At 60.1% G+C, this 13,784-nt stretch carries 10 protein-coding genes; 9 read left to right on the top strand and 1 reads right to left on the bottom strand.

The genetic code is table 11. The features are described from left to right. Positions 1 to 163: 163 nt before the first annotated feature. Positions 164 to 796: a TetR/AcrR family transcriptional regulator gene (locus tag ASG25_RS09600; RefSeq protein ID WP_280136448.1), complete on the bottom strand. Its 633-nt coding sequence runs from the start codon at positions 794 to 796 to the stop codon at positions 164 to 166. Positions 797 to 974: 178 nt separating this feature from the next. On the opposite strand from ASG25_RS09600, the gene ASG25_RS09595 reads away from it, so the two are divergent. The 9 genes from ASG25_RS09595 (at position 975) to ASG25_RS09550 (ending at position 13,760) form a co-directional block, all read left to right on the top strand. Then, positions 975 to 2,057 (top strand): ABC transporter substrate-binding protein, encoded by a 1,083-nt coding sequence (locus ASG25_RS09595; RefSeq protein WP_082480131.1) that lies wholly within the window; start codon positions 975 to 977, stop codon positions 2,055 to 2,057. A 298-nt stretch (positions 2,058 to 2,355) separates the two neighbouring features. Continuing rightward, complete coding sequence (locus ASG25_RS09590) at positions 2,356 to 3,552, top strand: MFS transporter (protein WP_062472913.1); 1,197 nt, start codon at positions 2,356 to 2,358, stop codon at positions 3,550 to 3,552. 708 nt (positions 3,553 to 4,260) lie between these two features. Then, entirely contained in the window at positions 4,261 to 4,755 is a 495-nt protein-coding gene (locus tag ASG25_RS22675; RefSeq protein WP_062472911.1) for a transposase, read from the top strand. Continuing rightward, entirely contained in the window at positions 4,752 to 5,357 is a 606-nt protein-coding gene (locus tag ASG25_RS22670; protein WP_210168461.1) for a hypothetical protein, read from the top strand. The genes ASG25_RS22675 and ASG25_RS22670 overlap by 4 nt, the downstream gene beginning before the upstream one ends. A gap of 494 nt (positions 5,358 to 5,851) precedes the next feature. Next, on the top strand, positions 5,852 to 7,552 hold the full coding sequence (locus ASG25_RS09580) for a hypothetical protein (RefSeq protein ID WP_244479358.1): 1,701 nt from the start codon (positions 5,852 to 5,854) through the stop codon (positions 7,550 to 7,552). Between the two features lie 240 nt (positions 7,553 to 7,792). Next, positions 7,793 to 9,079, top strand: coding sequence for a serine protease (locus ASG25_RS09575; protein WP_082480043.1), 1,287 nt, complete (start codon positions 7,793 to 7,795; stop codon positions 9,077 to 9,079). Between the two features lie 1,237 nt (positions 9,080 to 10,316). Then, positions 10,317 to 10,742, top strand: a complete 426-nt coding sequence (locus tag ASG25_RS22220) for a hypothetical protein (protein WP_162242177.1) — start codon at positions 10,317 to 10,319, stop codon at positions 10,740 to 10,742. 507 nt (positions 10,743 to 11,249) lie between these two features. Then, positions 11,250 to 12,308: a hypothetical protein gene (locus ASG25_RS09555; RefSeq protein ID WP_062472901.1), complete on the top strand. Its 1,059-nt coding sequence runs from the start codon at positions 11,250 to 11,252 to the stop codon at positions 12,306 to 12,308. An 861-nt stretch (positions 12,309 to 13,169) separates the two neighbouring features. Further along, positions 13,170 to 13,760: a hypothetical protein gene (locus ASG25_RS09550; protein ID WP_244479357.1), complete on the top strand. Its 591-nt coding sequence runs from the start codon at positions 13,170 to 13,172 to the stop codon at positions 13,758 to 13,760. The last annotated feature ends 24 nt before the right edge of the window (positions 13,761 to 13,784 follow it).

Raw genomic sequence — 13,784 nt, 5'->3', positions numbered from 1 at the left:
GCGGGTTGAGGCTTCGGAGACCGACTGCCCGGCCTTCACTTCCCTATGAGCGGGTCACGGAAGGTCGCCTGCAGATCTCCGGGTCGACGAGCGTGCCGTTCAACCGTCAACGACGAGAAGAGTCAACCTCGTCCGGGATCAGGCGGAGATGTCCGCCGGACTGTCAGCATGGCCTTTCGGTCGCGGACGCGTGGAGATATGCCCGTGACAGTATGCGCGCCTCCGCGTAGAACTTTTCAGGGATGACGGGCTGCGCCACCAGTGTCCCGAAGCATCCGCGTGACAGGCCGGCAAGCGCGGAAAGAAGCGAGAACGTAGTCCATCGGATGTCATTGAAGGCAGCGTCCGACACTCCGGCCAGCAGACTGGAGACTGCGGTTTCCAGTCGGATGTAAATGTCCTCAGGCAACCTGGACTGATCGATGGTCCCGGCTACACGATAAAGCGCGCTCGTCACGTCGGGCCGGGATGCCTTCACGGAAACATAGGCATCGGCGATGCCGTCCGCCACTTCCCTGAGCGAGCGTCCTGAACCTGATGTTTCGATACGCTCGAGGGCGATTGCCATATCCTCGAAATGCCGCATCAGAACGGCATAGAGGAGCGCCTCCTTGTTCGGAAAATATTGGTAGAGTGTACCCACGGAAACTCCCGCCCGTTCCGCGACTTTCGAAGTCGTCAGGCGCGCGAGCTCCGCACCCGAAAGAACCTGAAGGGTTGCCTCGTAGATGGCGCTGACCGTCGCTTCAGCCCGTGACTGAACCGGGAGTTTGCGAGGCCTGAGACGCGAGGGCACTCTCTGGACGGGTTCGGTCAAAATGCGAATACCTCGCTGAGGGTTTGGTCAGGTATAAGTCCGAAAGGTGTCCGGTCAAGCGGTCGTGCCGCAGTCGAACGCGATAGTGATCGGCACGGCACCTGTCCGCCGTGCCGAGTATACCCATCGCCGGTTGTTACAGTGGGAGAGTGACGAGATGAGCCAGGATCGCAGCGAAGCAATTGACGGAGTTAGCCGGAGGTTGTTCCTGACCTCCACGGCGTGCATGGCGGCCATGAGGTCGCTCCCGGCGGCGGCTCAGTCGGAGCCTGGTCTCCCCAGGGTCCTGCGCTTTACCGATCACGAGCCTCTCGGTGGAATGCGGACGCGCTTTCTGCAAGACGTCCTTTTCCCGGCGATTGAAAGGGAGTCCGGCGGGCGTCTGAAAATCGAAGCCCGTTGGGACGGCGAGGTCGCGGCGGCATACGATGCCCTGGCAGTAGTGGCGAACGGTACCTCCGACATGGGTACCGTCGTGCCCGAATACACGGCCGAGGAACTACCGCTACATCAGGTTTTCAAGAGCTTTGTCAGAGGGCCGGCAGGGCAGCGCCAAGTGGACTTCTTCAATCGGGTGTACGCGGAACTGCCGCAGTTCCGGATCGAGCTGGAAAAGAACGATATCGTTCCCGTCTTTTTCGGTACGGGATACCCGGTCGCGTTTTTCAGCAGCAGTCCCCTGGCTGATCTAGGCGAGCTGAGGGGTGGAAAGTGGCGGTCCGCGAGCTTTTGGCACCTCGATTACCTGAAGAACGCCGGAGCCACGCCAGTGAAGATGCACTGGGGTCCGGAGATCGCCGCGGCGTTGAAAGCAAAGACGCTTGACGGCCTCATGGTAAACGTGGACAGCGGTTATATGCTGAAAGTCCACGAGACCGCACCTCACGTGCTGGTTTCGAAAAACCTCTGGCTCGGCCATCTCTACCTTCTGGCGATGAATAGATCGGTCTGGCACGATCTACAACAAGAAGACAGAGAAGCCATCGTTCGCGCGGCTCGCAAGTCGTATCCCATGCTCGGCGGTGTTATGGAAACGAGCTTCGATGCGCAGCTTGCCGAACTCCGGAATGCCGGGGCGGACGCTCGGATCCTCCGAGGTGAGGAGGTGTCACGGTTCGAAGCATCGACCGACTATCGAGAAGTGCAGTCTTCCTGGGCGCGTGACCAGGAGCGGCTGGGCATTCCCGGAACCGCTGCCGTAATCGCGAAGGTATCTTCGATCCTTGGTGAATTCATCTGAGGATGACCCCCCGCTACCGGTTTCCTTGCCGTCGCACCACCGTCGCCAGCTGGCATCCCGCGATCGTCGCGCTGTGCCAGTGATGTCAGACTCGCGCAGCTCGCGTGTTGTTTCAGCCGTTTACCCACAAGCCGGTTGACGGTGCGAGACGGACCGTTCGGAAACAGGATGGGATCTAGAACTTGTTGACCGGTCACGCCCACGATAAAAGACATCGGGCGCGGGGGCTTGAACGAGACGGACCAACCTCCTTGGACGTCGCTGCTTTTCCTGTCCGTTGAAGTGATCAGGAGACGGGATGTCCAGACGCAAGTTTCTAACCGTTCTTGCTTTTCTCGCTTTCACCAGCCTTGGTTTGCCGGACGGCCTTCTCGGAGTATCTTGGCCCTCCATCCGTTCTCAGTTCGGTCTCCCTCTTGATCGGCTTGGCTTGCTCGTAACGGTAACCACCGCGGGCTACCTGACCTCGAGTTTTATGACCGGCCCCATATCGCGAATCGTACCGATCGGCACCTTGCTGGCAATGTCCACGTTGGCGGCATCGATCGGACTGCTTGGCTTCTCAGTCGCAACCAACTGGCAGGTAATGGTCTCGCTTGGGTTCGTCGCGGGACTGGGCGGCGGCGCCGTGGATGCGGGTCTGAACTCCTACGGAGCTAAACACTTCAGTCCGAAGGCACTCAACTGGTTGCATGCCTTCTTCGGCCTGGGAACGACCATGGGTCCCGTAATCGTTTCTTACGTCCTCAAGAGCGGTGGCGGCTGGTGGGTGAGCTATGCGGTTGTCGGTTCGGCCCAGCTCGCGCTAGCGACGACGTTTTTCTTCACGCGCGCGCGCTGGGCCGACGCAGCGGATATCGCGACTTCATTTACGCCCGCCGTCGAAACTATCTCGGCATGGCGGACCCTCGAGCTGCCGCGGGTCTGGCTGGGCATGCTGGTGTTTTTCTTCTATTCCGGAGTGGAGATCGCTGCGGCTCAGTGGAGCTACTCGCTTCTCTCACTCGGCCGGGGGTTCACGGAGGGTATGGCGGCAACGGTGGTCGGCCTTTACTGGGCTAGTCTGATGACCGGCAGGGTAGCTTTCGGCTTCGTGGCAAACCGGCTGCCGTTGATCGAGACGCTGCGCGTTTGCCTGTTAGGAAGCGTGCTCGGGGCTTTGCTGTTCTGGCTTGACTTCGACACATACACAAGCGTTGGAGGTTTGCTTTTGATGGGCTTTCTCTTCGCGCCGGTTTTTGCTTCTCTTATCAGCCTGACACCGGACCGCGTAGGGCGGGCGCATGCGGATAGCGCCATAGGTTTTCAGATCGCCGCGGCCGGGCTCGGCGGAGCGGTTCTCACTTCTGTCGTCGGGGTTCTGACGCGGACCCTCGGACTGGAGGTCATCGGAGCAGCACTTTTCGTAGCTGCTCTACTCCTGTTCTTTCTCTACCTCGGTTTCACCGTTCGGCCAGGACCAGCGCCACGATACGATCAAACCGGGTGTCCATAATCGGAATGGCCCATTCGCGGGAGCCGCAGCGCATGTAAGCCTTAGTGCAGAAGGCTTCGATCGCGACCGTCGCGCGGCATCTGACGGTTTTCACGTCACGAATGCGCTGGCTACAAATACCGAACGGATCGGGTCTCTGGAAATTGCGTGTCTTCGGAAGTCGCCGCGCATTCCGGCCAAACCGCGAATGGCTTTACTAGCTGCTGGTTGGTTGATGCTTGTATCATCGCTTGTCGTCACGATGGTTGCCAATGTCACTTGGCGGGACGGTTGGACGCCCTATCTATCGTCTGTTCAAGCATTGGGTTGCCGGCGAGAGCAAATGGCATCATCGTCGGATGTATGCCAACGACCTGCCGCGCCGTGCAGACGCTTTCGAGCGATGACTCTGCTAGACTTTTACTACCCGTTCCCGTTCGGATCTACTCGTGAGATCCTCCGCGTCTTCTCACGATGGGTTGCCTCCTTGGTAGTTTCCGGTGCCTCCTTAGAAGGGCTGCTTCCCGTTTCCCGTGACAGGCTGCTAACACCATCAAACGTGTCGAGACAAACTTGTTGCTCTATCCTGCCGCGGCCGCGCATTGAATGCCGCCTTATTTACCGAACAGTCATATTCATCTATTAACTCGTCAACCTCGCCCTATCGTGCCTTTACCGGTTGCAGACTCGATCTCCGCCGGACGACCTAATTCAAGCTGGGAGAACGCCATGGTCGGCGACGATGAACAGCAAGCACCATCTGGAACGGGCAAAGCATCCGAAGCAAGCGAACACGGGGAAACGCAGCAGTCGGACAGAGTCGAGAAGAAGCCGAGGAAAAGCAGGTCGGAGAAGGGCCGGACCGAAGTCCGGGCAAAGCGTCAGGTGAAACGACATACAGCCGATGAGCGCGCCGACAAGCTGCGACGGGTTCAGGACAGCGTGACAAAAGACGGGTTGTCGTTGAAAGCAGCGGTGGAAGCCGTTGGGATTTCGGATCAGACCTACTACCAGTGGAAACGAGCCAGCAAGCCCGCGAGCCCGGGGATAGCTGAATTGGTGCCCGCTCGCTCGCTCCCCACGCCTGTTGCAGCCGCTAATCCCGGCAATAAGCTGGTGGATCTCCTGAAGCTCGAGGAAGAGAACCAGAGGCTTCGTGAGCTTCTTGGCGAAAAGCTCCGAGCGGAAAACGCGGAACTGCGTCGACGCCTTGAGATGGATTGATTGTCTACATGCGTAAAACCCAGCCGAGCTTTGTCGTCGAATACAAAGGCGGTCGCCGCCGGAAGCAAGGTCGTAGTAAGACAATATGGGGCGAGATCGACTTCAATACACTTGACAGGGGGAACGATCGAGATCTCGCACCCGTCACAGGTCCCCGCGGGGTCCTCCCGCGTCTCGTGCCGGAACACGCAATCGAACCCGGCATGCCCAGCGACTGCATTGATCAATCAGCCGTCGCGCCGACACCTGCGGTGCCATTCCCGGACGCACGGACTGTTTGCCTGGCCGGAAACAGCGGCGACACAAGTGGCCTCGAACTGAAACCGGAAAGTCCAAACGGTAAGGCCGTCCGCTTACCGCGGACTTCGCCGGCAGCCCGGGTGTTCGGATCACAGGCAAGTTCAGCCGGCGAAGATGTCGTCGGCGAGCAGTTCGCGCCATCTCACGATACTATCGCGACAGCCATTACGACATTGCCGGTCTCACGGCAGGATCTGGCGAACCTGCAGGCGGAAAATCAAGAACTCAGGCAGCTGTATCAAGCCCGCCTGTTGAGCGAAAACAACTGGCTTTCAGAAATGCTGAGACGGTTTGCTAATTAGGAAAATACAGGGCGCGCATTCTCCATCTGAAGACATCCGATCGCGCTCGGTCACACGTAGCTCCATTTTTTCTTGCTCGCCTCTGATGAACGTCCAGTCGCGGCCATCTCACGGGCACGTCGGGATGACAGGCGTTGCGGTAAGCATCAGACACTATGAAATGCCATATTTCGAAAGCGACGGCAGCTTCAAGATCTTGACGGTCGGTGCGTCGTTGAACAGCGATGACTTCCGTTGCAGCGCCTGCACGGTAGCCTGTTCCCGCATCCTGCACCGCGCGTTCGGCGGGCCGTTATCCCCCCGCTCCGGCCTCTGCGACGCGGCCGCCGGCACATGAAACTGAGCTGTCGCGATCCGAAACCGCCGTAGAGCGGTCCAGCGCATGTTGCACCCTTCGAGATATCGGCTAGTCTGCATCCACCGTGGAGGGTGCTTTGTCAGTTCTTTATTGTTTCGTGAGAGCGCTCGCGGCGACCATGCTCTTCTGCGCTCCCGTGCGCGCCGACATCACGCTCCACCGGGTTCCCATCGAAAACGCCCCGACGGTCATCCTGCTGAAGGGCACGTTCACCCCATCTGATGATCCGCAGTCCCTTGCGAGAGAAGTCGCGGCAAGCGGCGCGAAAATCGTCACGTTCGAGAGCGGCGGCGGGAACGTCATGACTGCCATCGCTTACGGGCGTGTCATACGGGCGCTTGGGCTCGCGACCGTGCAGTTTCGCACCGCGGAATGCGCGTCCGCATGTGCCCTGGCTTTCTCGGGCGGCGCCGTCCGTCAGGCGGAAGCGGGATCGATCGGAGTCCACCAGTCGTCTTTCGCGCCGGATTCCGCCCTCGACAGGCAAGCGGCCGTGACGGCGGTGCAGTCCATGACGGCCGAGATTATGACCTACCTCGTCGAGATGGGCGTCGATCCGCGGTTGCTCCAACTTAGCCTTTCCATCCCGAGCGACGACATGCGCTACCTCACGTTGGGCGAAATGCGCACCTATCGCGTGATCTCAGGTGACTTCGGGGAGGAGGAGGCCCGCATCGAAAAGGGCGCGAACGTGCCGAGCGTTGCTCCTGCGACGGATGCCCCGCGTGTCACAGGCGCAGGAGCGCAGCATAGCGAGACGGCCGAACAGAAGGCCATGGCTTTCGCGTACGCCTACCACGACGCATGGTCCATGCCGAACGACCAAGCGCTCGCTTTCATGGACGGAGCATACGAAGACCTCGTGGAATTTTACGGCAAGGCGACAACTAAGGCTAAAGTCCTGGAGGAGAAGCGCACATTCGCGAAGCGGTGGCCAGCAAGAGCGTACTTCGTGAAGAGCGGCTCTGAGAAGGTCGCATGCGCGGCAACCTGTCGGGTAGAGGGCGTCGTCGAATGGTTCGCGAGGCGGGATACAGGCGGCCGGTTATCATCCGGTTCCGCGCGTTTCTCGCTCAACTGGGACCCTGTCACGGGGAAGGCTTCTTCGGAAAGCGGAGAGGTCATCGAGGTCGACAGAGACGTGAGGATGCCCGCGCGCGTCATAGCGCGCTGGTCCGAGGAGAACGGGCAGTGCCGCGGCGGCGGCGGCGACAGTCCCGAGACGCTTGCCGCGTGCGACCGTCGCGCGGTGACGGACGCCAAGCTCCAACGCGTGGGTTGGTGCTATGGACGCGAAGGCGAAGCCGGATATCAGATGGACTGGCACGCGTGCACGGGCGGACCCCCGGCGACAGCCCTATCCGCGCCGGCCACCGACGTCCGGATGCCGGTTCCCTCTGCCTATCCCAGCCGAGGGGAGCTGAAGGGGAAGACGTCGTTGCCGGACTTCAAGGGCCGCGACAGGGAGTTCAACGCCTTCAGGACCCGCATCAGGGAGAGCATGATGCGGGGACCCGATTTTGCCGGACACTACTCGGTCATCCAGTACGGGTGCGGTTCCGGATGCTCCAACGTCGTCGTCGCCGACAACCGCACCGGGCAACCGGCGCGCTTTCCACGAGGCGGCGAAGACAACACGTACCTGGACCTGCGGTTCCAGCTCGACAGCCGGCTCCTAGCGGCGCAATGGCTGGACTACGAGGCCGGACGCTGTTTCACGGAGTTCTTCGATTACGACCGATCGAAGTGGAAGTTGTTGCGGAAGGTCGACATCGGCCCGGTGGAAGTCTGCTACCGGGCCATCGACGAAAACCTCAAGCGGGCCCGTGGCGACTGATGTCATGGATCGGTGCCGTCGGTGGGTCCCACGCGTTCGAGCGCTACCATGAGGGTGACGTAGACGGTACTTTGTCTCCGTATGACGCAACTCCTCGCTGATGGACACCCCGCGTCATAACGAGGCGTGGCCGAGGTTTGAACATCGGCAACAACGACAGGTCCCGTTGGTCAGTGCTGGCAACCGAGGTTGGAAATCAAGCCCGAAGGCTTTGGTCTCGGAGCATATGGAAGAGGTCAAATGAAAATCGCATGCCGCTTCGCTGTCGCCGTTGGCCTGGCCAGCGCCCATGCCCTCAACTGTTTCGCCGAGGATCCCGCCTCTTCCGGGACCGGCTTCGCAGTCACGGTTGACGGGTGGCTACTTACCAATGCGCACGTGGTCGAAGGGTGCGGGCGGATCGAGGTCAAAGGGAAAGGTGACGCGACGGACATCAGGGTCGACGCCACGAACGATTTGGCGGCGTTGAAACTCACCACGATGGAGTCATTGCGACCTCTTGCATTCCGCAACTCGCCGACGCGGCTCGGCGAAGATATCGTCGCTATAGGCTTCCCACTCGCTGCCCTTCTTGCGGATTCCGTCAAGATCACCACCGGCAACGTCAACGCGCTTGCCGGGATACGGAACGACACGCGGTATCTCCAGATCTCGACCCCGATCCAACCCGGCAATTCGGGAGGTCCGCTCGTCGACCGCTCGGGAAACCTGATCGGCATCACCAGCGCCACGCTGTCGAAAAAAACAGAGGACGAGATCGGGGTCGCGGCGCAGAACGTCAATTTCGCCATCCGCGCATCCGTAGCGGAGCTATTCCTGCAATCTCAGAGCCTGGCGTCACAGCCGGCCTCCGCTTCCGTCGGCGCGAGTACGCTCTCCACAGCCGATCTCGCCGACCTCGTCACCCCGTCGGTTTTTCAGATCCTCTGCTATCCAGCGGCGTATCCAGCGTCCGCGGCCGCTCCGGATACGCGACCGGTTGTCGGTCCGCTGCCCCCGGTCGCTTCCGTAAACCTTCCGGTCGAAGAGGCGGGCTCGGAAAACGAGACGCTTTTCGTTCCCCGAGCCCGCAGCGGGTTCGTCCGCCATCCCAAGGGCGTGGCCCCGTTGAAGCAGGCGGCGAACGGTGACGCGAAGACGCTTGGGTACGCGTCGAACGGAAGTCCCGTCGAGATAGAAGAACCACTCGGAGACTGGTACCGGGTGTCCGTCGGGAGGTCCACGGGCTACCTTCACTACTCGTGGGTAAGGGTGAGCGAGTTCGAAGAGCCGGGCGGTAACGGCAGGTTCGTCCAGGTCAAGAGCTTCCGCACGCTGAAGGAAGCGCGTTCGTTCATCAGTGGATCCCCGGTTCCGCTGGCAGCCCATCTGGCAGCCAGCGGCTGGATCGCCGTCACGCTGCATGACGTGTACGAGGAGCGGCAGGCGAAAGACATTTCGAACGCGCTGAAGGCAAGCGGCCTCATAGCGGCGGACGCGATGGTCACCTTCGGGAATACCTATGTCCGGAAGGTATGTTGCGACTGAGTGAATGAACGGGAAATAATTTCCGAGAGCATGACCGGACTACGCTGACCGCAAAAGGAATCAGCGCCATTGTTCATTCGCTTCGCGCCTCCGCGGTCGTGCATCCAGGTTTTGTCATCGATGCGACAGCGTCTGCTGGTGACACCAACGTAACGGAACCCCGTATGGACGTGGTGTGGAGCGACAAATTGGTCGTCAAGACCTTGTGGGGATGTCGGAGCAGGTAGGCCTGCGTCAGACGTTCCGCCTTATTCCGGCTCGATCGGTGGAACCTCGTACGCGGCTATCCCAATGGCACAGTCCCCTTCACCGACAGCATCGGTATAGTCGAGTTCCAACAGTGGTAGGGTGTTCCGAAGCCTCTATAAATCGGCTTCGAGTCTTCCAATCTTCTTCTTGTCAGCGAATGCTTACTTAGGAAGCAACCAACTGTCCGGGGAGAGTAAGCCTCGAGGCCCGCTAGTCTCACGGAAGTATTCGGTCTGGTGTCGTGGCTGAGCAGCACGGCGCCGTCGTTGAGCCCCAGCGCTGACCCCGACGAGCTGATCGTCGGGAGAGCCGGGATCAAGGTCCAGCGCATTGTCCAACTTCGGGCCGCGGGCCGCTCCCGGCTGTTCGCGCCCCTTTCGACCATCAGGCCTAACTTGCCGGATGCAGCGGCGGCAGTCGGCGTCGGTTCAGGGTATTTCATCGAGAAGTGAACAATCCAGTATGGCCGTCACGCTCCTGACCAGTCCCTGACCCAGACCATGGCCGTCCGCGATGCCATGTTTGTCTTTGAGAGACGGCTCCCGGTTTCGACGGGCGCCGGCGACCTTGTTTACATACCAACAGGCGAGGCGGTGACGATAGCCACGGAAGGCGAGGCCGCTTTGACGGCGTATGTGACGGCACTCATGTTGGAGCTGATGGCCCAAGGCTACCGGATCAACCACCGTGGCACAGAGGATCGGACATCCGATAGGAGATCACTCGTCCGAACGAAGCTGTCCGACATACGTCGCGCTGGGCGCGTCGTTGTCAGCGCGGGACACGCACAGTCATGGCCAAACGCCTAGAACATTTGGTGCGAGTGATACGGCTTAAAACGAGCGAGGCGGACCCGCCATCACCGACGACACATGCGCCTAGCGGTTGACTGCGGATGATCCCAAATTAAAACCTTCATTCCGTTATCAGTCGACTCGACTCTTCGTATAGTTGTGACATTATCCCCGGAAATTCGGGGGAGACAGCGTTGAAAATCAATCGTTTTGCGCGGGCAGCAATCGTCGCGTTGATGACGCTTGCCTTGGCAAGCTGCACAACCATCACACCGGCGGAGTTTGCCAAAAATCCCAAGGCCGTGAGTCAGGCGTCCTTGTGTCGAACCTTCCTGCAGGCAATGGATCCGGTTTTCCAACAGCAGATTGCCGTCGAACTCAACCGCAGGGGAATTCAAACCTACGACTGTCCTGCAATGGTCCAGCAACAGGACCAGGCTGCCGCCGCCATAGTTGCGGTAGCGCTCATCGGAACAGCGGTGGCTGTCTGCTCAAACAACAACTGCGGGGCGCCATCCTACCCAAGCTATCAGGGAAACTGCCGGTATTCGTGGCAGCGAGACGCCAGAGGCAGACGCTGCGGCGACCGCGCGGCTGACCGTCGAGCAGGAGGATGGTGACGATGCGACATCTGACAGTCGCCTTTCTGGCATTTGCCTTTCCAGAACCGATAAGCGCAGCCTACGCCCATGGCGGCGGCTGCCGAAAAGGCTCGCCGCCCGGGTAATGTTGCCACATGAACAGGAAGACAGTCGAGCCGCACAGTCATTGAGGCGGAGGTTCGATGTGCAATCTCCACAACGTTACAACGAACCGAGGAGCGACCCGGCTTTCAACAATGCTGCGCGCGACATCGTCGGCAACATGGGCTGACACTTGACGTCTACGCGAACGCCAGCAACCCTATCAGCTTCGTAGTGCGCGCCGCCGATCCGCAAGACGCCGGACTCTGCCGCGCGAAGCGCTGTAAACAGAAAGCGTCTTTCAGGGTTGCCACGGTCGCAATTCGGCGTCAGCATTTTGATATCGGCCCTCCCGGTCGCCATTCTCTGCAAACGACGTGCTGCGGGGCTTCGCTGGAACTTCCCCGGCAACTGGCCACAACGCGGCTACTAGGATCCTGACACATGACAACCGACCTTCACCGTATCTCGAAGTACTTGCCGGACCCGTCGGAGGGCGTGAAAGACCCGGACACACGCTGGTACGTGGGACAGCTCGTTTTCGCCGGCCCGGACGCTGCTATCGAGGTCGTCGGCTGTAGCGTCAAAGGCTATGTCGGCGGTGCGGCTTCGCATCCACAGGGCCAGCTTGCCGACATGATCGACAATTACGAGAGCTCGATCGTGAAAGGAGCCCGCGAGCTCGCACGCCTCGATACCACGAAAATCGTCTTCGCCGGGAAATGGCATCATGTCGATAACAAACGGGATCCGCGGTTCGAAGCCTATCTGGTGCACCTGGTCGCCGCGGACGGAAACGTCGTCACGCAGCGCTACGCTTCGGACATCTTCGACTGGGACGACGAGGGCTACAACAACGGCTCGGATTTCTTCGCCGTAGGCAGGGGAACAATCGCCGACGACGCCGCCAGTCTACAAGGTCAGGCGGAACTGAAGCTCGAAGCCGGGAAATTCTTGGCGGAAAACGGAATGTGCGCGCTCGAAGGCATAGTCTGGTTCCCCGTGGACGATCCACGGGTGCCCGTCGTCTACTCCTACGTCAACGGCATCGACGCGCCGACGAGGGTCGTCGAGGTCGCCAGCGAGACCGGTCCAGCCAACACGTTCGCCCACGTCGGCGACGGTACCCTCGCCGGGGAACTGCGCGCGAGACGGCTCGCGTTGAAGACTTCGCCGGGAACATTTAGGGGAGAAGTGGTCGACCGCAAAACGCATCGGCCGGCGGAGATGACCCTCGCCGAGGTATTCGCTTCCACGGACGCTGCAGGCTACTGGATACAGATCCTCAACGGAGACAACGAGCCCAGCACCGCGTTCCGTTTTCACCACGATACGAACCACGATGACGAAATACTAAAGGCGGTCGACGGCGGGGCAGACCCGTGGAGCTATGGAAATCAGTATGCCAGCGACTGGCAACCACTAATGCGCTCGATGCCGAATTATCGCAGGCGCATCCTTGCCGTGGGAACAACGCCGTCCATAAACCGAGATCCCCTATAGGGAAAGGTCCCCTTGCACCATACGGACCTAATCGCATTCTTGGCTGGGTTTTCCACCAAACCGTGAAAAGTTCCGCGTCGTCCCGTTTTGCAGGAAGAACGCCAATAGGCGAGAAGCTGTAAACCTCGATAGCGCCTCCAGATTAAAGTTCGCCCTCTGCGGAGTCGGACAAAATAGGGCTTCGACGGAGCGAGTGAAATATTATGATCCGGCCAGCCGCGTAACGCTGTTTTCGGCGCTCTTCAATGCCTGCTGATCTACCGACTTTTGCAGATCTTGCCGATACACGCGCGGGGGAGGGGTTCCGCTGTGTCTGGCAAGCGGAACGACCTCCGCCACAGACTTCCGGCACCACGCCGTGCGAGGACATGGCGACGGAGACAGGACGCCGTCGGGCGTCATAACCGGAGCCATCCGCATCGACCGTTCCGTACGTGCTTACCGAGGGTCTTTAAGAGACCATAGGCATGGGGAGAAGCCGCAGTAAAACAGACCGGCTACGGTTACGTTATTCTGCGGAACCAATCCGTCTCCGAATGCCGAGACAGAAGTCGCACGATCCCTCGCGGCCGCGAGACCGCAGGTCGAACACATCGAAAGGGTAGCGGCCGGTCCGGTTTACGACCGATGAGCCTGGTACTGATCCAGCCTCCCGACCGAATGGATACCGGCGTCGTCCAAGGTTCGATCTCAACGACAAACGTCGGCCGGCCGGTTGACTCCCGCTACGCGTTCTGCTTTTGTTCCCGACATGGAAAAAAGCCTGCTCATACGAATACGTTGATCTGCTCGCCGCGATGACCGCGGCGGCGAACAACCGTTTTTGCGTATGAGGTTGTCATGAATGTCGACGTGCAGGCCGTGCAGGACACGGTCAAGAAAAATTCAGAACACGCTAGATCATACTATCCGTCATCGACGATGCGTTGCGATGGCAAAAGGGTGTTCCGCTCGCAGGCGGCTCGGGACGCCGCATGCGTGATCGATCTCGATCCTTCGGTCCTTCTGTGGAGGTGCACCACCGTCAGGATCGTCGAACTTGATCACGTTCCCGACTTTGAGGTGGTCTACGACAACGGGGCCACGGTCCTTGTCGATGCCCACGACCGCGAGCTTCAAGCCGATCTTGCGAGTATGGAAGAGGCGACGCGTCGCCGAAACCTCTCCTATCGTCAGATGTCCCGCGAAGAGGTGTACGACGGTTTCCGTCTGAAGAACGCCAAGGACCTCCTGAGATACGGCAACTACGTCGTCCCGCTCGGAGATCGGCTCCGGCTGCTTGGCGCCCTTGACGCGAACGGCTCGATGTCGATCTTCGAATGCCTCAACGCGTTCCAGGAGGTGAAACCGGTCGCCGGGCTGGCATCCCTTATCCTCAATCGATACCTCGAAGTCGATCTCGACGAGGCTCCGCTCGGGCCCGAGACGACGGTCAGACGAATAGCACCGTGACATGAGTGCGCCGTTCCCCGATCA

Origin of the sequence: Rhizobium sp. Leaf384 (assembly GCF_001424065.1) — a bacterium.
Classification (GTDB): Bacteria; Pseudomonadota; Alphaproteobacteria; order Rhizobiales; family Rhizobiaceae; genus Ferranicluibacter.
Note: the sequence above shows the minus strand (reverse complement) of the source record. Positions and strands in the feature narration are given on the sequence as shown.

Coding starts and splice junctions, on each gene's coding strand:
- ASG25_RS09595 (WP_082480131.1), top strand. CDS start 975: ATGAGCCAGGATCGCAGCGAAGCAATTGACGGAGTTAGCCGGAGGTTG.
- ASG25_RS09590 (WP_062472913.1), top strand. CDS start 2,356: ATGTCCAGACGCAAGTTTCTAACCGTTCTTGCTTTTCTCGCTTTCACC.
- ASG25_RS22675 (WP_062472911.1), top strand. CDS start 4,261: ATGGTCGGCGACGATGAACAGCAAGCACCATCTGGAACGGGCAAAGCA.
- ASG25_RS09575 (WP_082480043.1), top strand. CDS start 7,793: ATGAAAATCGCATGCCGCTTCGCTGTCGCCGTTGGCCTGGCCAGCGCC.
- ASG25_RS09555 (WP_062472901.1), top strand. CDS start 11,250: ATGACAACCGACCTTCACCGTATCTCGAAGTACTTGCCGGACCCGTCG.